Here is a 19548-nt window from a genome sequence, read left to right on the forward strand (position 1 = left end):
AATGAATGGAATGCGCCTTTCAGGCGCCGGGAATCAAGGGTGATCTGACCATGTTCAACCGCCATCACAAATCCGACCTGCAAGAAATCGAACGTTTCTCCTGTGCCCTCACCGAAGCCAACGCCAAACTCGCCGCCATCAGCCGTTCCATGGCAATGATCGAGTTCGACCGCAACGGCATCATCCTCGATGCCAACGACAACTTCTGCACAGCCATGGGCTACAAGGTGGAGGAAATTCGCGGCAAGCATCACCGCATTTTTTGCGAGGATGCCTACACCCACACCGAGGCCTACACCAAGCTATGGCGTGACCTGGCGCGGGGCGAAGCCCTCAGCGGCACCTTTATGCGCCTGAACAAGCGTGGCGAAGAAGTGTGGCTTGAAGCCAGTTATATGCCGGTGCTCGACAGCAACAACCAGGTGCAGAGCGTGATCAAAGTGGCTTCGGATATATCGGCGCGGGTCCACCATGAACACGAGAACCAGAGCCTGATCGACGCCATCAGCCGTTCAATGGCGGTGATCGAGTTCACGCCCCAGGGCCAGATTCTCAACGCCAACGATAATTTCCTGCGCACCGTGCAGTACTCACGCGAAGAAATCATCGGCCAGCACCACAGCATGTTCTGCCACCGTGCCGAGGTTGAATTGCCGGCCTACAAGGCGTTCTGGGCCTCGCTCAACCGTGGGGAATATCATTCCCATCGCTTCGAGCGTAAGAACAAATACGGCAAGACCCTGTTTCTGGAAGCGTCCTACAACCCGATTTTCGACACCAACGGGCGCCTGTACAAAGTGGTGAAATTCGCCAGTGACATCACCGACCAAGTCACCACCCTGCGCACCGCCGCCGATTCGGCGCATGCCACCTCGGTACAAAACGATGCCTGTGCGCGCAAAGGTTCGGAGGTGGTGCAGCAAACCGTGCAGATCATTGAAGAGATTTCCAGCGACTTGAATCAGGCGGCCCAGAGTATCGATGCGGTGAGCAAGCAATCGGACATCATCGGCTCCATCGTGCAGACCATCCGCAGCATTGCCGAGCAGACCAATATGCTCGCGCTTAACGCAGCCATTGAAGCGGCGCGGGCGGGCGAGCATGGGCGTGGTTTTGCGGTGGTGGCCGATGAAGTGCGCAGCCTGGCCGCACGCACCAGTCAGGCGACAGTGGAGATTGTGGATGTAGTGCGCAAGAACCACGACCTGTCGCTGAGTGCGGTGTCGAGCATGCAGTCGAGCCTGAGCCGTACGGGGCTGGGTGTGGAATTGGCGAATGAAGCGGGGCAGGTGATCCTGGAGATTCAGGAAGGCTCGCGGCATGTGGTGGATGCGATCAGCCAGTTCAACTCAACGTTGCAACTGCAGTAAGGCTGGGGGCTCAAGATCGTTCCCACGCGGTGAACTGACCCCACAAAGCTGGACGATTACACGCCTATGCCTGAACGGCCTGAGCTCTGTATGCAACAGGGCTCAGGCCGTTTAGTTTCAGCTTGATACGCGAGTGATTGTAATACTGGATGTACTCGTCGATGCCTGCCTGAAGCTCATCCAGATCGCTAAATTTATTTAGATAAAAAAACTCTGACTTCAGCGTACCGAAGAAACTCTCCATGGCCGCATTGTCGTAGCAGTTACCTTTTCTCGACATGCTTGGCGTGATTGAGCGCTCCTTAAGAGCCTTTAGATAAATTGGCATTCGATACTGCCAGCCCTGGTCTGAATGCAAAACCGGTTTTTCATGCGGCTGAAGCCGCTTGAATGCACCTTTGAGCATCTTCCCAACCATATCGAACAGCGGCCTTCTGGCAATCTCGTAGGAAATGATTTCGCCGTTGTACAGATCCAAAACGGGAGACAGATAAAGCTTCTGACCTCCAACTTTGAACTCAGTAACGTCGGTCACCCACTTCTGATTGGGGGACGGAGCTTCAAACTCTCGCTTCAAAAGATTAGGCGCTGCCTTGCCTACCTCGCCTTTGTAAGCTCGGTATTTTTTCACACGCACCAAGCTCTTGAGCTGAAGTTGTGCCATCAGTCGCTGAACCGTCTTGTGATTGACGAGATGGCCGGCGCTTCGTACCGCAGCCGTTATCCGACGATAGCCATACCGGCCCTTGTGCTCATCGAACGTAGAACGAATCTTGTCTTTCAACTCGGCGTACTTATCAGCCGCTTGCAGCGCCTTTTGCTGATAGTAAAAGGTGCTGCGTGCCAAACCGGCAAACGTCAGCAGGCTTTCGAGAGAGTGCAGCGGCCTCAGTCCTATTACGATTTGCGCTTTTTCTGCTGCGCTACTCGTTTCTTCTCCTGAACCAAGGCTTCGAGCTTTTTTAGGTAGTCGTTTTCCATCCGCAACTGCTTCACTTCAGCAAGCAATTCATCACGTGAGCGAGACTCGTCATCAGGTAAGTTGGGTTGAACAGGAGGAATGGAGGTTGGCATTTTTTTCGGACGTCCGGCTCTATCAGGCTGCTTGGTAAGGGCATCAAAACCGCCCTCATCATAGCGGCGCTCCCAGAGGCCGATGATGTCGAATTTACGGATATCGAACAAGGCCGCCGTCTGTCGATAGGACAGCTGCTCCTCACGCATACGCTTCAAAACAGACAGTTTGAAATTGTTGCTGTAGCGCTGCAGCCTTTTCTGTTTCAGCCCAGCAGCGCCATGTACCTGATAGGCCGCAACCCATTGGCGAAGGGATGAAAAGTCAACATTGTGACGGTGTGCAACATCCCTCAAACCCGCGCTACCGGAACAATAATCCTGCACTGCTGCGAGTTTTGCTTGCTCTGTGTACTTACCCATGACGCCCCCAAAGGTTGTGTCCAGCCTTTGGGGGTCAGTTCACGGAGCGTGGGAACGATCATCCGATCATCAGCGGTGTCGGTCAGATCGCGGCCAGGGTTTCTTTAACCGCCTGCGCCGGATCAGTGGCTTTCGCCGCTACCTGCTGATCTTGCTGCTGCTTCACGCGTTCAGCCACTTGCTTGGCAATCGCGTCCTGTTTTTCCTGCGGCATTGCTTGCACTTGCGCCTCGGTCAAACCCTGTTCCTTGAGCAACTGCTCGCGGATGCGTTCGGCGGGGGATTTGTTCATGTAGTCGGTGAAGTCGGCGCGTGCGGTGCTGGTGCTCGAACCGGCTGCCGGCACATCCGTCGATGCGGTAGGGGCGGCGGTGGTGGCTTGCAGCTGCACACGGGTCTTGGCGAAGGCTTCGTCGATGCGGTCGTTGGCTTTGTCCAGGTCCTTCTGCGCGGCCGGCACGGTCACGCTTTGCTGCGCCGCCTGCAGGGCGCCGCTGTACAGCGTGCTGGCGGCAGCGTTGGCCGGGTCCATGTCGGGACGCTTGAGCTGTTGCACGGTCGTTACGGCTTGGGTGTTGTTGTTGATCAGCATGATTGCTCACCTGGGATGTGTTCGGTGCGTCAGGTGGAGCAAATAGCATGCCGGGAGCACCAGCCCTGGTTTTGTTGGGGATGGCGTGGCCGTCGCGGCAATTATTGTCCCGTGGGCGGCCACGCGTTGCCGTCAGGTGCCGGCTCTCCTGTCAGAGGACATTTAAGTGGATGTTGGGTTAACTAACGTCTTTCACATGAATGGAGCCGTCGATAACAGCGCTGGGTGCGCCAGGCCAGGATAATGTCGATGAAGTAAAGTCAATGATTATCCAGCCTGGAGTGGGCCCATTTTTTACTGTTAGCGTTCCGTGTTCAGGAATAAAGTGATGAGTTCCACCGTTTAGCAGCGGGCCATAAAAAATCAGCCTTGCCTCATTGTCTCGACTAGGGCTAACGACCAAATTGTAGGCCTTTCCTACGATAAATTTGGACGCGCTATAAACAGACAACTGCTGCGTTTTATAAGTATTCCAGCTTGTAAGTTGCACCGCTGCTGTCCCGGATCGGCGATAGATCGCATCTTCGGTTATATAAGTGTTCCTGATGTAGGCAAGGTAGACGTATACCAAAGGTTTGGGTAAGGGGGCCCCAAGGGGGCCTGCTCCTTCAGTAAGTTTAGCGGTACTGTCGGGTACGGGTTGTCCTGTCTGTTCCATAGAGCCAACTCCTTTCATTTCTGCAATAGGCAGAAGGTTGAAAGCCATTTAGTGACTTATAAAACAAACCGTCTACTGTCATATTTCACAGGTTTTGGCGTCTACCCGACCAGCGGGTTACGCGTCAGTGCGCAATATTCTCCAACGCCAAATTGCGCGTGCGCGGCCCGAACCAACTGATGGTGATCATCACAATCAACATGCTGCTGGCAATAAACGCCAGCACGCCCGGCGTGCCCAGGTGCTCCAGGATAAAACCGATCAACAAACTGCTGAACACTGTGGACAAGCGGCTGAACGAATAGCAGAACCCCACCGCCCGTGCGCGGATATTGGTCGGGAACAGTTCGCTCTGGTACGAGTGATAACTGAAGCTCAGCCAGGCGTTGCAGAAGGTGATCATCACCCCGCAGATGACCAGCCCCACCGCCGTGGTTTGCAGGGCGAACAGGCTGCCGAAGATCATTGCGCCCATGGCTGAGCCGACAATCTGCCATTTGTTTTCAAAGCGATTGGCCACTTTTACAAACAGCAACGGCCCCAGCGGGTAGGCGAGGGTGATGATGAAGGCGTACATGAGGCTGTGGGTCACGCTCACGCCCTGACCCGACAGCAACGCCGGCAACCAATTGCCGAAGCCGAAAAAGCCGATAGCCTGGAACACGTGAAACACAATCAGCATCAACGCACGGCGCCGGTACGGCGGTTGCCAGATATCGGCAAAACGGCCGCTGCCTTGCACGCTGACGGCCTGCGGTTCAGGTTCATCCAGCGGTTTGCCGTGATCCTTTTGGCAGCGCGCCTCCAGGTTGTCCATGATCTGCCCGGCTTCATCAAAGCGACCTTTTTGCGCCAGCCAGCGCGGTGATTCCGGCAGGCGCTTGCGCAGTTGCCAGATAAACAGCGCAAACACTGCGCTGCTGAGCACCACCCAGCGCCAGCCGGACACCCCGAATGGCGCCTGGGGCACCAACCACCACGACATCAACGCCACCGCCGGCACCGACAGAAACTGGATGAAAAACGCGAAGGCGAACGCCGAACTGCGCATGCGCTTGGGCACCAGTTCCGACAGGTAGGCGTCGATGGTTACCAGCTCGATCCCCAGGCCAATGCCCACCAGAAAACGCATGCCGATAATGCCCAGCGCCGAGGTTTGAATGCCCATCAACACCGTGGCCACGGTGTACCAGATGAGCGCAAAGGTGAAGATCGCCCGGCGCCCGAAGCGGTCGGCGATGGGGCTGAGCAGGCTGGCGCCGAGGAACAGGCCCAGAAAGGTCGCCGAGGCGAACGCGGCCTGGTCCGAGAAGCCGAACACGCCCTCGCTGCCGGTGTGGAAGATCCCGTCGCTGATCAAACCGGGGCTGATATAGGCGGTCTGGAACAGGTCATACAGCTCGAAAAAACCACCGATCGACAGCAGCGCCACCAGGCGCCAGACGGTGGCGACGGCGGGCAGGCGGTCAATGCGCGCGCTGATGTGGGCAGCACGGATCGGGTCGATGCCGTCGGCGGTGGAGAGTGCAGGCATGGGCAGAACTCAATAAGTAATCGGGATTTCAAATGCTTGGAATGCATCATCGACCGGATGGTAACCCAGCACCCGCGTGGTTTCGCTCAGGTCCAGGCGCTTGAAACGGTTATTGGAAATGCCATGGGCGATCAGATGCTTCACGCCCTCGGCCTCCACCGAGCGTTGCAGCAATTGCACCGCGTCCCGTGGGCTGAGCCAGGCGCTGAGGTCGCGGGCGTTGTTGAGGTCGTGGGTTTCGGGGAACTCAAAGGCGCCGATACGCAGGGCAATGGTCGACAGTGGCGTCTTGGCTGCGTAGTAGCCGCACAACGCCTCGCCGTAGCATTTGCTCACGCCATACAGGTTGGCGGGCATTACCTGCATGCCGGGCGTGATCTGCCGGTCTACCGGGTAGCCTTCGATGGTTTGTGCGCTGCTGGCGAATACCAAACGTTTCACGCCGGCGGCCACGGCGGCTTCGAACAGGTAAGTGGTGGCGAGGATATTGTTCGGCAGCAATTCGTCGAACGACGCGCTGGCGTGGGGGATGCCCGACAGGTGCACGACTACATCGATGCCGTCGAGCAGCGCGGCCAGGCTGGCTTTGTCACTCAGGTCAGCGTGGACGAAACGGTGCTCGCCCAGGTCAAACGCCGGCGCGATGCGGTCAGTGAGCGTGAAGCGGTAGCGGTCTTTCGAGGCTTCGAAAAACGTCTTGCCGATTCTGCCGCAGGCGCCGGTAAGCAGTACGTTGAGTCCGTTCACGGTGAAGTCCTTGTTTTAGTGATGGCCGTCGAGGGCGAAGGTCTTGAAGCCCTGGCGTTGGCTCAGGCGTTGGTAATACGCCGCAATGGCAGGGTAGGGCGGGCGCTGCATGGGCGTGTTCTGCCAACGGTGCACCGAGAGGCCGATCAGGATATCGGCAAGGGTGAATTCATCTCCGGCCACATAGGCGCCGGTTTTGGCCAACTGTTGTTCCAGCAGGCCCATCTTGTCATTCCAGCGCTGCACGGCGGCGGCAATCTGCGCCGCGTCGAGGTTGTCGGGGTTATTGCGCACCAGCGCGGTGAAGGCATCGCCCCAGGCGCGGTTGAGTTCCACGGCTTGCCAGTCCACCCATTGCTCGACCCGCGCCCGTGGCGCGGGTTCGGCGGGTAGCAGGTCGGTGCGTTGGTAGAGGCCGATCAGGTAGCGGCAGATGGTGTTGGATTCCCACAACACACCGTGGTCGTCGATCAGCACCGGCACCTGGGCGTTGGGGTTCAGGGCCAGGAATTCGGCTGACTGGGTGGGCTTGAAGCCGATGCCCCAGTCTTCACGTACGTAGTCGATGCCCAGTTCCTGGCAGGTCCAGAGCACTTTGCGCACGTTGATGGAGGACGTGCGGCCGAGGATTTTCAGTGAGTGTCCCATGGTGCTTCCCTGACGATGGCGAGCGGTCAATCTAGCAGGGGCAGGACTTTACGGCGATATCTTAAGTGGGCACGGACAACATGTGGGAGCTGGCTTGCCTGCGATAGCGGTGTGTCAGGCAATGATGTGCCGACAGGTCTACCGCCATCGCAGGCAAGCCAGCTCCCACAGGGTTAACCGAGTTAGGCTTTAGGTGCGTGGTGTTTGCTGGTCCATGGCTTTGCCGACCATCAGCACTGACAACTCGCTCAGTTGATGAATGGCGAGTGCCACGTCGCGGTGTTTGCCGGTGAGGTCGTTGGACAGGTCGAGCAACAAGGTGCTGACGGAACACACGGTTTCGTAGCTGTTGATCAGTAGGGATTCGAGGGGTGTGTCGGGTGTGAGGGTGAAGAGCGTAGTTGGCGGTTTTTCAGTTTTTTTGATCATTTGAGCATCCTGGAATAAGCCGCCGCCGGATCGCTACTAAACGAAGGGTGGCAGCTGTACGCAGGTTAGTAGACCGGTGGACACTCAAAGCCGGCGCACCCGAAGGTGCCCTACGCACAGCCGCCATCAAACTCAGATGAGGCTTATGCACTAAGAGTGTCCAGAAGTTGGGCTACTAAACCCGATCACCGAGAAATTCAGTGACCGATCAACCTTAGAGACCACCCCCCAAGCGCACAAGCCGGCGGATTCTGACGTAAGCGTAGGCAACCGGGCAAGGCGCTTACGGCAATGTCAGCCGCGTCCTACAGCCTTCCTACATATCAAGCGAGCACGGTAAAAAAATGTGGGAGCTGGCTTGCCTGCGATAGCGGTGTGTCAGGCAACGATGTGCCGACAGGTCTACCGCCATCGCAGGCAAGCCAGCTCCCACAGTTTGATTGTGTTTGGGCTTTGAAAGGTTAAGTACTTTCGCGCACCTGCAACGCAAACCCCATGTCCACCACCGGCTTGGCAATCTTGTTGCCCGCCATGATCGTCAACAAATGCTCCGCCGAGCGCCGCCCGATCGCTTCCCGTGGCGTGCTGATACTGCTCAAACGCGGCACCATAAAAGACGATGCCGGCAGATCGTTAAAGCCCAGCACTGCCACGCGCTCCGGCACGTTGATGCCGTGGCGCATGGCCTCCAGCAGTGCGCCCTGGGCCAGGTCGTCGTTACCGAAGAAAATCGCATCCACGTCCGGATGCGCCGCCAGCAGCTGCAAAAACAACTCACCACCCAAGCCCACGGAGGAGGGGCGTGGCGTCAGCAGTTCCAGCGCCGGGTCGTACATACCCGCCTGCTGCAGGGCATGGCGGAACCCTTCACCGCGCAGCAACGTGCGCTGGTCCAACTGCGCGCCGATATACGCCAGGCGCTTGCGCCCACGGGAGAGCAAATGCGCTGCGGCTGTTTCGCCTGCGCTCAATTGCGAAAACCCCACGCAATTCACGCCCGCGTTCGGGTCCAGATCCATCATGTACACACAGGGCACATTACTGGCCTCGACCATCCGCCGTGCGCTTTCGGTGCGGTCAAACCCGGTCAGCAGCAAACCGCGTGGCTGGTAAGCCATATAGTTGCGCAGCAGGTTTTCTTCTTCATCACGCGAATAGTGCGAGTTGCCGATCAGCACTTCAAAGCCCTTGGGCCGCAGCACTTGGTGGATGGCTTCGAGAGTTTCGATAAACAGCAGGTTGGACAGCGACGGCACGATGACCACCACCGAATGGCTTTGCGCCGAGGCCAGGGCGCGAGCGGCGGGGTTGACGACGTAGTTGAGTTCGGCAGCGGCCAGTTGCACTTTTTCCACCAGCTCGGTAGCAACCGTGCTGACGCCACGCAGTGCGCGGGAGGCGGTAATGGGGCTAACGCCCGCCAAGCGGGCCACTTCATTGAGGGTCGGGCGACCCGTGGTGCGTAATTTTTTATCGTTCTTGGAGGTCATCAGGCTGTTGCCAAACAAAAATCGAGGCACTAAGGTAGCGCTGTCTCCAAACGGCTGCAAATACTTGAACGTTGGGTTGCCTGATCCTGTTCAAACGGTTGGAGAGGATGCACGCGTCACTCCATAAAAATGACAAGTCGGCGCGGGAAAAGCCTGTTTTTGCACTAGCCTTACAGCGTGCAAAGGTAGCGCTATCTGCGTCCTGAGGTGTTTCATGAGTCAACCTGTTACCGCCCTGGTCATCATGGGTGTTTCCGGCTGTGGCAAGTCCAGCGTCAGCGAAGCCCTGTGCCGCCTGAACGGCGCCACCGCGATTGAAGGCGACAGCTTTCACCCTGCCGCCAATATCGAAAAGATGAGCGCCGGCCACCCACTCAACGACGACGACCGCGCCGGCTGGCTCGACATCCTCTGCGATGAACTGCGCCGCTCGCTCAAAGCGGGCGAGCATCCGGTGCTCACCTGCTCAGCCCTTAAAAAGAAATACCGCGACCACCTGCGCGAAGCTGCGCCGGGCCTGGGGTTTGTGTTCCTGGAGCTGACCCGCGCCGTGGCCGCTGACCGCGTTTCCCATCGCCCCGGCCATTTCATGCCGGCAAGCCTGATCGACAGCCAGTTCGCCACCCTCGAATCGCCCGTGGGCGAGCCGCTGACCCTGGCGCTCAACGCCAGCGAAGACAGCGTCGAGGACTTGGCCGAGCAAACCAATGCCTGGTGGCTGCAACACGGCTTTGAACCTACCCATTAATTTTTTGCCGGAAAAGGTAGCGCTACCCCCGGCGAAAGATTCAATACCCGCTTTAATAACAACAACAAACAGGAGAGACCCCCCATGTTTGGCATGTCCCACGAGTCCTACCTGCTGCTAGACGCAGTGGTCACAATCATCGGGTTGATCGTTCTGATCACCCAGTTCAAGGTGCACCCGTTCATTGCACTGATCATCGCGGCCGGCTTCCTCGGCCTGACCTCGGGCATGCCCGTGGACAAGATCATCAAGGCATTCCAGGACGGTTTTGGCGGTGTGCTTGGTTTTGTCGGCATTATCCTCGCGCTGGGCACCATGCTCGGCAAGATGATGGCCGAGTCCGGCGGCGCCGATCAGATCGCACAGACACTGATCCGTGCCTTCGGCAAAGACAAAGTCCAGTGGGCGATGATGTTCGCCGCGTTCCTGGTGGGCATCCCGCTGTTCTTCGAGATCGGTTTTGTACTGCTGATCCCGCTGGTATTTATCGTCGCGCGCCGCACCGGCGTGTCGCTGATCAAGATCGGCATCCCGCTGCTCGCCGGCCTGTCGGCAGTACACGGCCTGGTGCCACCGCACCCTGGCCCGCTGCTGGCCATCGGCGTGTTTGGCGCAGACATCGGCAAGACCATCCTGTACGGCCTGATCGTCGCACTGCCGACCGCCATCATTGCCGGTCCGATTTTCGGCACGTTTATCGCCAAGTACATTCCAGGCAACCCGTCCCAGGAACTGGTTGACCAACTGGCCCGCGAGCCAGAGTCCAAAAGCTTGCCGAGCTTCAGCATCACCCTGATCACCGTGCTGCTGCCGGTGTTCCTGATGCTGCTCAAAACCTTCGCCGACGTCGCGCTGCCGGACGGCCATGCCATCCGCAACTGGATGGACATGATCGGTCACCCGATCACTGCGCTGCTGCTGGCGTTGCTGCTGTCGCTGTACACCTTTGGCCATCGCCAGGGCATTCACTCCAAGCAAATCCTCAAGCTGCTCGACGCCAGCCTCGCGCCGACCGCTGCGATCATCCTGATCATCGGCGCCGGTGGTGGTTTCAAGCAGATGCTGGTGACCAGCGGCGTGGGCGACGTGATCGGCCATATGGCGGTGAACGCGCAGATCAACCCGATTCTGCTTGCGTGGCTGGTGGCGGCGGTGATTCGTGTGGCCACAGGCTCCGCGACGGTCGCGACCATTACCGGCGCAGGCATTGTGGTGCCGGTGGTCGGGATGATTCCAGGGGTTAACCGTGAGCTGCTGGTGTTGGCGACGGGGGCGGGCTCGTTAGTGTTGTCTCACGTCAACGATGCGGGGTTCTGGCTGGTGAAGCAGTACTTCAATATGACCGTGGTCGAGACCTTCAAGACCTGGACGGCGATGGAGACCATTCTGTCGGTGGTGGCGCTGATCTTTATCATGTTGCTGTCGTTGGTGGTGTAACAGGCGCACCACAAAACCTATGTGGTAACCCAATCAAATGTGGGAGCTGGCTTGCCTGCGATGGCGGTGTTGGATTCACTATCGCTATCGCAGGCAAGCCAGCTCCCACATTGATTCGGTTTCTTCAGGAAGTTAGGGGTCAGGCTTTCTGAACTAACCCATCCGCCCGGAACATCCCGCGAATCCCGCGTACCGCCTGGCGAATCCGGTCCTGGTTCTCGATCAGCGCAAAGCGCACATGATCATCCCCATACTCACCAAAGCCGATACCCGGCGACACGCACACCTTCGCCTCCAGCAGCAGCTTCTTGGCAAATTCCAGCGAACCCATGGCGGCATACTGCTCGGGGATTTTTGCCCAGACGTACATCGACGCCTTGGGATTCTCGACCATCCAACCCAGCTCATGCAGGCCTTTGACCAGCACGTTACGGCGCTGGCGGTACTGCTCGGCAATGTCCTTCACGCACTGCTGATCACCTTCCAGCGCCGCAATCGCGGCCACTTGCAGCGGGGTGAAGGTGCCGTAGTCGTGGTAGCTCTTGATCCGCGCCAGGGCGTTGACCAGTTCCGGGTTACCGACCATAAAGCCGATGCGCCAGCCGGCCATGTTGTAACTCTTGGACAGGGTGAAAAACTCCACCGCAATGTCCTTGGCGCCCGGCACTTGCATGATCGACGGCGCTTTCCAGCCGTCGTAGACGATGTCGGCGTAGGCCAGGTCGTGGACAACAAGCACGTCGTACTGCTTGGCCAGGGCGATCACACGTTCAAAGAAGTCCAGTTCCACGCACTGCGCGGTGGGGTTGGACGGGAAGCCCAGAATCATCATTTTCGGCTTGGGGATCGAGCCACGAATCGCCCGTTCCAGCTCGGCGAAGAAGTCCACGCCCGGCACCAGCGGCACCGAACGCACCTGTGCGCCGGCAATCACGGCACCGTAGATGTGAATCGGGTAGCTGGGGTTGGGCACCAGCACGGTGTCGCCCTGGTCGAGGGTGGCCAGCATCAAATGCGCCAGGCCTTCCTTGGAACCGATGGTCACGATGGCTTCGGTTTCCGGGTCGATATCCACTTCGTAGCGGTCTTTATACCAGCGCGAAATCGCCCGGCGCAGCCGCGGAATGCCTTTGGAAGTGGAGTAGCCGTGGGTATCTTCACGCTGGGCGACGGTGACCATTTTTTCCACGATGTGGGGAGGCGTGGCGCCGTCAGGGTTACCCATGCTCAAGTCGATGATGTCTTCGCCGCGCCGACGCGCAGCCATCTTCAGCTCGGCAGTGATATTAAAAACGTAAGGGGGGAGTCGATCTATGCGCGCAAAGCGGCGCGGCGAACCTTGGTCTGCCATTGTTGCCTCGAGGTACGTAAGCGCCCGGAACCGTCCGAGCGACGTCGGCCACTGCGGTGGCCTGCGGGGCAGACAATACGGTCGATGATGGCCAGTTGTCCAGATGTGTAGGAAAAATTTCTACTTGGAGTGAAGCCTGGATATGCCCCTATACTCGATGCGGGTTTGTTCCCTCATAAGAAGGAGACTGTTCGTATGGATCAGCAGACAAAACAACCGTTAGAACCACGCATGGAAGCCGGTAAAGCCTTGGTAATCGCTGGGGTACAAGGGCGTTATTCAAAGGCCACAGTGGGTGATATCCCAAAGCTGTGGGAATTGTTCGACACTTGCATCAAAGACATTAAAAAGCGCGTCGGTGGCGTGACCTATGGTGTGTGCCATAACCCCCACCATGGCGAGTTCGACTACATGGCCGGGGTTGAAGTCCCGACTAAAAGCGACGTGCCGAGCAACTTCGAGTTCATCGAAATTGCACCGCTCAACTATGCAGTGTTCCCACATTACGGGCCGGTGCAGGCACTTGAGCAAACCTACGAACGCATCATGTTCGAGTGGTTGCCGCACTCGGGCTACAAGGTGATGGGCGCGGATTTCGAACGCTACAGCGCCGATTTCGACGCGCGCAAGGGTACGGGGACGGTGGAGATCTGGCTGCCGGTTGGCGAAAAGGGCTGACGGCGGTGCTGTCAGCGCCGGCAAGCCGGCGCTGACAGACGTATCAATACAGCGTGTTTTTGACCCGCTCCGGCATCTCTCGGTCATAGGCCTCGGCATCAAACTGCCCAGCATTGAGCCGCTTGTGAAACGCTCCGGCCGACGGCAGTGCCGAGCGGTCCAAGTGCTTCTCGGGGTTCCAGCAATCCGAGCGCACAAAGGCTTTGGAGCAGTGGAAATACGCGGCCTCCACCTGCACCAGAATCACCGAACGCGCCGGTTTGCCATTCACCGCAAAACTCTCCAGCAGCTCGGGCTCGATGGAAATCTGTGCGCGGCCGTTCACGCGCAATGTCTCGCCAATGCCCGGGATGATGAACAGTAAGGCAATGCGTGGGTCTTGCAGCAGATTGCGCAGGGTGTCGAGCCGGTTATTGCCCGGCCGGTCCGGGATCGCCAGGGTGCGCTCATCCACAATCTGTACAAACCCCGGCACATCACCACGTGGCGAGCCATCAATGCCGTCCGGCCCGGATGAACTCACCACCACCAGGGGCGACGCCCGCACCATGGCCTGGTAATCCTCGTTGAGAAACCCGATCTCCTTGCGCACCGCCCGTTCGTGGGGGAGGCCGTAGAGGGTTTCGAGTTGTTCGAGGGTTGTCAGCATATTCACCACCTTGTCCTTGGATGAGTACAGAAGCGTTCAGCCACCGAAGCTCTGCTGGTAGCTCTGGGCGGATTGTCGAATGGCTTTTGCAACGTCAGGCGCTAACCGACAGTATTCGTCTTCGCGCTTGAGCACGACCTCAAGGGTTTGAAGCAGCGCCTGAATACGCGCCTGAGGTTCTGCAATTTCGCAGGTTCTTGCAAACTCAAGGATGCCCAAGCGTGAGGCAAACATTGATTTGTTGCCGGACAGATCCAGCGCAAGTGTGTCTTCAGGTATATAGGCGGTGGTATTCACGATGTCGTAAGCCGGGGCCAGGCGCGCGTCAAATTTAATCGGGTCACTGTAGAGCACACCGAAGTTTTTCAGGTGAGCATCGCCATTTCCCACGATGCAACTCAAAGCCACGCTATCGAACAATTGGTCCAACGAGCTGCGTTGGTTTTCTGGTGAGCAAAACGCGCGTACAGCCTTGGCGATGGCGGCATAGCTCTTGGTGTATTTCTGTTCGGCAGACAGGCCCATCAGTGTGGTCATGTCTTCGAAACCCAGCGGGTTGAGCTGCGCGTCGCGATCAAAGCGCCGCATGATGAATAGCTTATGGTTCTGCGACAGATAAAACGGCGGCACGGGCAGGCCTGCATCCCGCGCAATGGACATGCACAGGTATTCATTGATGGCCAAGCCCGGAAACTCATCGCGCCCGCTTTTGATAATCAGGTCGTTGGTTTTTGAGGTGAATTTTTGCTCGGGAGTTTGAGGTTTTTCTGGCACCAGCACTTTGGGCTGTACGCCAGAAATGCCCGCTCGCAGAATGTAACGGTCCACCAAGTCGGCGAACAGGTCTTCTACTCCATCCCACGCGAGAATTTCTGCCAGGTTCTCTCCGTTTGCGGGCGGACCGTTGCGTTGGATCAATTCGTTTATCTGATCGGAAATCACGAAAACCCGGCCAATCGGTGCACTGCTACCTGATAAGGCCAGTAACAGCATCGGGTCCACTTTTACCGTTTTAGCCAGACGGTTACGCAATTGTTCCAGTACGTAGCCTTCGGGCAAATTCATTTGAAAGATTGGATGCAATTCGCGGCGGCGATATTCTTCTGCGCGCACGGGCATGGTAAGGCTGATGGCGCTTTGGGCCTGTGCCTTAGCGTCGTAGCGAAACAGGTAATCATCAGCGCCCACCAAGACGCTGCCGCTGTCGCCCTGAGGCGTATGAACGCTAAGAGCGGGGCTATTCATTGAACAAGTCCTCTAACTCTTCAAGTGTCGGCAGAGTCACTGGCACTAATTTGACCTCACTGCCCAGGGCGGCAATCACGCGAGCATAGGCATTCATGGAAACAGAGAGGCTGCCCTTCTCGATTTCGATCAGTTTTTGCCGGGTAACGCCCGCAAGTTTCGCCAGGTCCGCTTGTGTATAGCCACGGTTGAGGCGCATGGAGCGAACTTGTTGGCCTAAGCGTTGGGTGATAATAGAAGTGTCCATGTCACGTATTCATTACTTTTGATTATTTAAGTCATATATACGTTACATTTTTAAGCTGTCAATGCCATCCCGACCAAACACCCAACTCAACCTGCGCTCATACCCAACCCGCCCCTTATACGCCTCCCCGCTGTCCACCCACCCAGCCGCCAGATACAACCCCATCGCCGCCACATTGTCCGTGTCCACCGACAACTCCAGCGCCTTGATCTGCGGCCACGCCTGCAGGGCCGCCGCCGGCAATGCCTGTAAACACGCTTTGCCAAACCCGTGCCCTTGCTGGTGCCGGTCCACCTGCAACGCATGCAGCGTGGCGCTGTGTTCATCGGCCCAATGGGGCAGGCAGGGCGGGCGTTTGAGCAGCAGGAAGGCCACGGGCGTTTCGTCGGCCAGTAGCGCAAAGCCTTTGATTGCGCCGGGCTTGGGGTTGACCAGCAGGCTGTTGAGCGCGCAGTAGATATCGCCGGAATACGCCAGTTGCTCGGGGTGCACTTGCAGGGTGTCGAGCTGCTGTTTTTGCACAAGGCTCAGCGTCTCATAGGCGACGAGGCGGGTTTCCATCGGGGGCGCATCCGAAATCCTACAAAGAGGCGTGGATTCTAGCGGGTTTGATGCACGCGAAATTATTTTTCAGTGGCGTGTCGATTTCATTCAAGGCCATTCGACCAGGAGTGTCCTTTGTGATTTTCCAACCCCCAGGAGTATCGCCATGAGCACTGCAATCAACACCCTGATCGAGCAATGGAAACAAGCCGTACTTGATCGTGATATCGACAAAATTGTCAGCTATTACGCCGACGATATCGTCTCGTTCGACGCCGTCACTGCGCTGCAATTCAAGGGCAAGGCCGCCTACCGCGCCCATTGGGATGAATGCATGAAGCATTGCCCTGGCCCGGGCATTTTCGAATTTCATGAGCTGCATATCGTTGAGGCGCCCGACAGCGCGTTTGCCCACTGGCTGGCCCACTGCGGCGGCGCCGGGCCGGATGGCGTGGTGAAGGCGTGCTGGATGCGCGTGACTGCCGGCTACCAGCGCATCAACGGGCAGTGGAAGGTGGTGCATGAGCACTGGTCGGCGCCCTTCGACATGGAAAGCGGCACGGCATTGTTCGACCTGAAACCTTGACCGCCACGAACTATAGTCAGTAGTCCGAAAACGGAGAGCGCCATGAAATACCTCTGCCTGATCTACAGCAACGAAGAGGTGTTGCACACCTCGCCCGACAGCCCGGCGGACCCGGAGTGTTTTGCCTACGCCGAGGCCATCCAGGCCAGCGGCCGAATGCTCGCCGCCGAGCCGTTGGAGTCGGTAAGCACCGCCACCACCGTGCGCATGCGCAATGGCAAGCTGTCGATCACCGACGGGCCGTTTGCCGAAACCAAGGAACAGCTCGCCGGGTTTTACCTGATCGAGGCCAAAGACCTGAACGAAGCGATCCAGGTGGCGGGCGGCATACCGGCAGCCCGGGTCGGCAGTGTGGAAGTGCGCCCCGTGCGTGAATTGAATCTCTGAACACAACAACCACAAGAGTTTAAGGAGGTTTACCCATGAATACCCAACCCGCTGAATTTGAACTGTCCATCAGCCGTTTGATCGACGCACCGCCAAGCAAGGTGTTTCGCGCCTGGACCACGCCCGAGCTGTTACAGCAATGGTGGGGGCCACACGGCATGACCACGCCGGAGTGCGAAATGAACCTGTGGGTCGGTGGTCTGTTTCGTACCTTGATGCGCGCGCCGGATGGCGCCGAGTACCCGACCTCCGGCGTGTTCCTGGAAATCAAGGCGCCGAACCGGCTGGTGTTTACCGATGCCTTTGCGCCGGGCTGGGTACCGTCGGGCAAGCCGTTCATGACCGCCGAAGTGACCTTCGAAGCCGTCGACGGCAAGACCCAGTACACCGCCCGCGCCATGCATTGGAGCGAAGCTGACAAGCAGGCCCACGAAGCCATGGGTTTCCATGACGGCTGGGGCCAGAGCCTCGACCGCCTGGTGGCTTTGGTGACCCAGGGCATGCCCGATTGACCCCGCAGGTCGAGGCGATTTACCGCAGCGAATCACGCCGCGTACTGGCGACGCTGATTCGCCTGCTGGGTGATTTCGACATGGCTGAAGAGGCGCTGCACGAGGCGTTTTTTATTGCGCTGCAGCGCTGGCCGCAAGACGGCGTGCCGGATAACCCACGGGCCTGGCTGGTCTCCACCGGCCGCTTCAAAGCCATCGACCGCCTGCGCCGACAGGCACGTTTTACCCCGTTACTGCAGGAGCAGGCCGACGCGCTGGAAGCGGCTGACTGGAGTGAGGAAGACGTGGAAGACGACCGCCTGCGCCTGATCTTCACCTGCTGCCACCCGGCGTTGGCACCCGACGCCCAGGCGGCGCTGACCTTGCGTGAGATCTGCGACCTCACCACCGAAGAAATCGCCCGCGCCTTTCTGGCCACGCCCACCACCATCGCCCAGCGCATCGTGCGCGCCAAGGGCAAGATCCGCGAAGCAAAAATCCCCTACCAGGTGCCTACCCTGGACGCGTTGCCCGAGCGTCTGGACAGCGTGCTGCGCGTGGTTTACCTGGTGTTCAACGAAGGCTATTCGGCGTCGATGGGCGCCGACCTCACCCGCGAAGACCTGACCCGCGAAGCCATTCGTTTGGGGCGCTTGCTGCTGGAGTTGCTGCCAGAGCCGGAGGTCATGGGCTTGCTGGCGCTGATGCTGCTGCATGAGTCGCGCCGAGCAACGCGCACCTCGGCCGACGGTGAGTTGGTGTTATTGCATGAACAGAACCGCGCGGTGTGGGACGCGTCCTTGATTGCTGAAGGCTGCGCACTGGTGGAGCAGGCGTTGAACACACGGCGTTTTGGCCCGTATTGCCTGCAAGCGGCAATTGCGGCAGTGCATGCCGAAGCGCCCCAGGCAGAGGACACGGACTGGCTGCAGATTGTTGGGCTTTACGACGTGTTGCTGCGCGCAGTGCCGTCGCCGGTGATCGAGCTGAACCGCGCTGTGGCGGTGGCGATGGAGCAGGGGCCGTTGGCGGGGTTGCAGTTGGTGGAGGGCATTTTGCAGCGCGGGGAGTTGCGCGATTATCACTTGGCGCATTCGGCGCGCGGGGAGTTTTGTCGGCAGTTGGGGCGGGTTGAAGACGCGCGGGAAGCCTATGAAAAAGCGCTCTCACTCACCCAACAAACCCCAGAAAAACGCTTCCTCGAACGCCGCCTCGCCGAACTCAAACTTCCCATACAGTGAAAATCAAAACTGTGGGAGCTGGCTTGCCTGCGATAGCGGTGTGTCAGTCGCCAGATTCTAGACTGGCTCACCGCCATCGCAGGCAAGCCAGCTCCCACCTGGAACCTCAGTGTCCGGACAGAATCACTCCAGCATCTTGCCCAGCAACCAACTCCCCGCCGGCCCCGGTGGGTGGTGCCTTGACCAGAGCGCATCCACCGCCACCGAACGTGGCCAACTGCGGGCCTTGAGTTCGACCAAGTGGTCGCCACCAAAACGCTCCACCAACCAGCGCGGAATCGGTGCCCAGCCAAACCCCAGCTGTGCCATCTCCATCAACATCAAGTAACTGGGCGCTGACCACACCCGCCCGCTGGGGCGGGTTTCAGTCGGGTTGATGATGCTGGCCAGGCGCAATTCGCGGTGTTGCTGCAAGGTCTGCGCCGGGATGTTCTTCAGCTTGGCCAGCGGGTGCGTGGGCGCCGCGAACAGGGCAATTTCGGTACGTTCTTCGACCGGCGCGCCGGTCAGGTCGGGCGGGTAAGTGTCTTGTTTTTCGATAAACGCAATCTGCGCCCGGCCGCTTTGCACCAGGGCGATCAGGTCTTCGCATTCGGCGATCAGGCATTCCAGCTCAAGGTCCGGGTGGCGCTGTTCAAAGGCCTTGAGGGCGATTTCAAAGCGGTCGGACTGGTAAGTATCGGACATGGCGATGGTCAGCTTGGGTTCCAAACCCTGTGACAACTGGCTCGCTGCCAACTCCAGGCGGCTGCTGGCCTCCAGCACCTGCTCGGCGCGTTGCAATAACACATGGCCGGCTGGCGTAAGCGTCGGCTTGCGGCTGCTGCGATCAAACAGCACCACATCCAGATCAATCTCCAGGCTCGCCACCGCCGCGCTGACGGTGGACTGGCTTTTACCCAGCTTGCGCGCCGCCGCCGAAAACGAGCCTTGGGTAGCCGCCTGCACAAACGCCTGCAGCACTTCATTGGAGGCCATGACTATCGCCTTTATCGATGGTTATTAGTTATGAAGTATCGAGTCAAAGGGTAATCATGGCA

21 protein-coding genes and 2 pseudogenes are annotated in these 19548 nt (G+C 58.5%); 9 read left to right on the top strand and 14 right to left on the bottom strand.

Annotated elements, in window-relative coordinates; genetic code table 11:
- Window positions 1-50 precede the first annotated feature (50 nt).
- A pseudogene (locus ACQY47_RS21155) lies at window positions 51-827 on the top strand (PAS domain-containing protein); the annotation flags it as partial.
- Window positions 828-953: 126 nt separating this feature from the next.
- Window positions 954-1370: pseudogene (locus ACQY47_RS21160) on the top strand (methyl-accepting chemotaxis protein); the annotation flags it as partial.
- Window positions 1371-1434: 64 nt separating this feature from the next.
- Here ACQY47_RS21160 and ACQY47_RS21165 read toward each other — a convergent pair.
- The 8 genes from ACQY47_RS21165 to ACQY47_RS21200 form a co-directional block, all read right to left on the bottom strand.
- Window positions 1435-2807, bottom strand: a protein-coding gene (locus ACQY47_RS21165; protein ID WP_428551564.1) for an IS3 family transposase whose coding sequence is annotated in 2 segments (ribosomal slippage) — window positions 1435-2336 and window positions 2336-2807 — 1374 coding nt in all. Because the reading frame shifts where the segments join, the coding sequence is not laid out codon by codon here.
- Between the two features lie 82 nt (window positions 2808-2889).
- A complete protein-coding gene (locus ACQY47_RS21170) occupies window positions 2890-3399 on the bottom strand; it encodes a hypothetical protein (protein ID WP_428551567.1) in 510 nt (169 codons plus the stop codon).
- A gap of 178 nt (window positions 3400-3577) precedes the next feature.
- Complete coding sequence (locus ACQY47_RS21175; RefSeq protein WP_428551570.1) at window positions 3578-4057, bottom strand: hypothetical protein; 480 nt, start codon at window positions 4055-4057, stop codon at window positions 3578-3580.
- A 124-nt stretch (window positions 4058-4181) separates the two neighbouring features.
- On the bottom strand, window positions 4182-5591 hold the full coding sequence (locus ACQY47_RS21180) for an MFS transporter (RefSeq protein WP_428551573.1): 1410 nt from the start codon (window positions 5589-5591) through the stop codon (window positions 4182-4184).
- A gap of 9 nt (window positions 5592-5600) precedes the next feature.
- Window positions 5601-6338 (bottom strand): NAD-dependent epimerase/dehydratase family protein, encoded by a 738-nt coding sequence (locus tag ACQY47_RS21185; protein ID WP_428551576.1) that lies wholly within the window; start codon window positions 6336-6338, stop codon window positions 5601-5603.
- Window positions 6339-6353: 15 nt separating this feature from the next.
- Entirely contained in the window at window positions 6354-6986 is a 633-nt protein-coding gene (locus ACQY47_RS21190) for a glutathione S-transferase family protein (protein ID WP_428551579.1), read from the bottom strand.
- A 189-nt stretch (window positions 6987-7175) separates the two neighbouring features.
- Entirely contained in the window at window positions 7176-7415 is a 240-nt protein-coding gene (locus ACQY47_RS21195) for a DUF6124 family protein (protein ID WP_236370544.1), read from the bottom strand.
- A 461-nt stretch (window positions 7416-7876) separates the two neighbouring features.
- Window positions 7877-8908 carry a LacI family DNA-binding transcriptional regulator gene (locus ACQY47_RS21200; RefSeq protein ID WP_428557372.1) on the bottom strand — a complete coding sequence of 344 codons (1032 nt, stop codon included), beginning with the start codon at window positions 8906-8908 and terminating at the stop codon, window positions 7877-7879.
- A 211-nt stretch (window positions 8909-9119) separates the two neighbouring features.
- Here ACQY47_RS21200 and ACQY47_RS21205 point away from each other — a divergent pair, with 211 nt between their 5' ends.
- Both ACQY47_RS21205 and ACQY47_RS21210 read left to right on the top strand, forming a co-directional pair.
- The gene (locus ACQY47_RS21205) at window positions 9120-9653 is read left to right on the top strand and encodes a gluconokinase (protein ID WP_017139216.1); all 534 of its coding nucleotides are present in this window, start codon (window positions 9120-9122) and stop codon (window positions 9651-9653) included.
- A gap of 84 nt (window positions 9654-9737) precedes the next feature.
- Entirely contained in the window at window positions 9738-11090 is a 1353-nt protein-coding gene (locus ACQY47_RS21210) for a GntP family permease (RefSeq protein ID WP_056859617.1), read from the top strand.
- A 139-nt stretch (window positions 11091-11229) separates the two neighbouring features.
- On the opposite strand, the gene alaC is transcribed toward ACQY47_RS21210, so the two are convergent.
- Window positions 11230-12441: an alanine transaminase gene (gene alaC / locus ACQY47_RS21215; RefSeq protein WP_122484293.1), complete on the bottom strand. Its 1212-nt coding sequence runs from the start codon at window positions 12439-12441 to the stop codon at window positions 11230-11232.
- A gap of 195 nt (window positions 12442-12636) precedes the next feature.
- Between alaC and ACQY47_RS21220 the strand changes: the two genes are divergently transcribed.
- Window positions 12637-13119: a GyrI-like domain-containing protein gene (locus ACQY47_RS21220; protein WP_017135428.1), complete on the top strand. Its 483-nt coding sequence runs from the start codon at window positions 12637-12639 to the stop codon at window positions 13117-13119.
- Between the two features lie 43 nt (window positions 13120-13162).
- Here ACQY47_RS21220 and ACQY47_RS21225 read toward each other — a convergent pair whose 3' ends face one another.
- The 4 genes from ACQY47_RS21225 to ACQY47_RS21240 are packed head-to-tail and all read right to left on the bottom strand — an operon-like array spanning window position 13163 to window position 15821.
- A complete protein-coding gene (locus tag ACQY47_RS21225; RefSeq protein WP_428551586.1) occupies window positions 13163-13768 on the bottom strand; it encodes a pyridoxamine 5'-phosphate oxidase family protein in 606 nt (201 codons plus the stop codon).
- A 36-nt stretch (window positions 13769-13804) separates the two neighbouring features.
- The gene (locus ACQY47_RS21230) at window positions 13805-15013 is read right to left on the bottom strand and encodes a type II toxin-antitoxin system HipA family toxin (RefSeq protein ID WP_428551589.1); all 1209 of its coding nucleotides are present in this window, start codon (window positions 15011-15013) and stop codon (window positions 13805-13807) included.
- Complete coding sequence (locus ACQY47_RS21235) at window positions 15006-15260, bottom strand: helix-turn-helix domain-containing protein (RefSeq protein ID WP_017135431.1); 255 nt, start codon at window positions 15258-15260, stop codon at window positions 15006-15008. The genes ACQY47_RS21230 and ACQY47_RS21235 overlap by 8 nt, the downstream gene beginning before the upstream one ends.
- A 42-nt stretch (window positions 15261-15302) precedes the next feature.
- On the bottom strand, window positions 15303-15821 hold the full coding sequence (locus tag ACQY47_RS21240) for a GNAT family N-acetyltransferase (RefSeq protein ID WP_428551593.1): 519 nt from the start codon (window positions 15819-15821) through the stop codon (window positions 15303-15305).
- A gap of 148 nt (window positions 15822-15969) precedes the next feature.
- Between ACQY47_RS21240 and ACQY47_RS21245 the strand changes: the two genes are divergently transcribed.
- Genes ACQY47_RS21245 through ACQY47_RS21260 form a run of 4 tightly spaced genes read left to right on the top strand, consistent with a single transcriptional unit; the run spans window position 15970 to window position 18508 of the window.
- Window positions 15970-16389, top strand: a complete 420-nt coding sequence (locus tag ACQY47_RS21245) for a YybH family protein (RefSeq protein WP_169985084.1) — start codon at window positions 15970-15972, stop codon at window positions 16387-16389.
- 42 nt (window positions 16390-16431) lie between these two features.
- Window positions 16432-16776 carry a YciI family protein gene (locus ACQY47_RS21250; RefSeq protein ID WP_017135434.1) on the top strand — a complete coding sequence of 115 codons (345 nt, stop codon included), beginning with the start codon at window positions 16432-16434 and terminating at the stop codon, window positions 16774-16776.
- A 35-nt stretch (window positions 16777-16811) separates the two neighbouring features.
- Window positions 16812-17288: an SRPBCC family protein gene (locus ACQY47_RS21255; RefSeq protein ID WP_017135435.1), complete on the top strand. Its 477-nt coding sequence runs from the start codon at window positions 16812-16814 to the stop codon at window positions 17286-17288.
- Window positions 17285-18508 (top strand): RNA polymerase sigma factor, encoded by a 1224-nt coding sequence (locus tag ACQY47_RS21260; protein ID WP_428551598.1) that lies wholly within the window; start codon window positions 17285-17287, stop codon window positions 18506-18508. Before ACQY47_RS21255 ends, ACQY47_RS21260 begins: the two co-directional genes overlap by 4 nt.
- Window positions 18509-18631: 123 nt before the next feature.
- Here ACQY47_RS21260 and ACQY47_RS21265 read toward each other — a convergent pair whose 3' ends face one another.
- Window positions 18632-19486, bottom strand: a complete 855-nt coding sequence (locus ACQY47_RS21265; RefSeq protein WP_099550467.1) for a LysR family transcriptional regulator — start codon at window positions 19484-19486, stop codon at window positions 18632-18634.
- Window positions 19487-19548 lie beyond the last annotated feature (62 nt).

The organism is Pseudomonas edaphica, from assembly GCF_965277385.1.
GTDB classification, from domain to species: Bacteria; Pseudomonadota; Gammaproteobacteria; order Pseudomonadales; family Pseudomonadaceae; genus Aquipseudomonas; species Aquipseudomonas edaphica.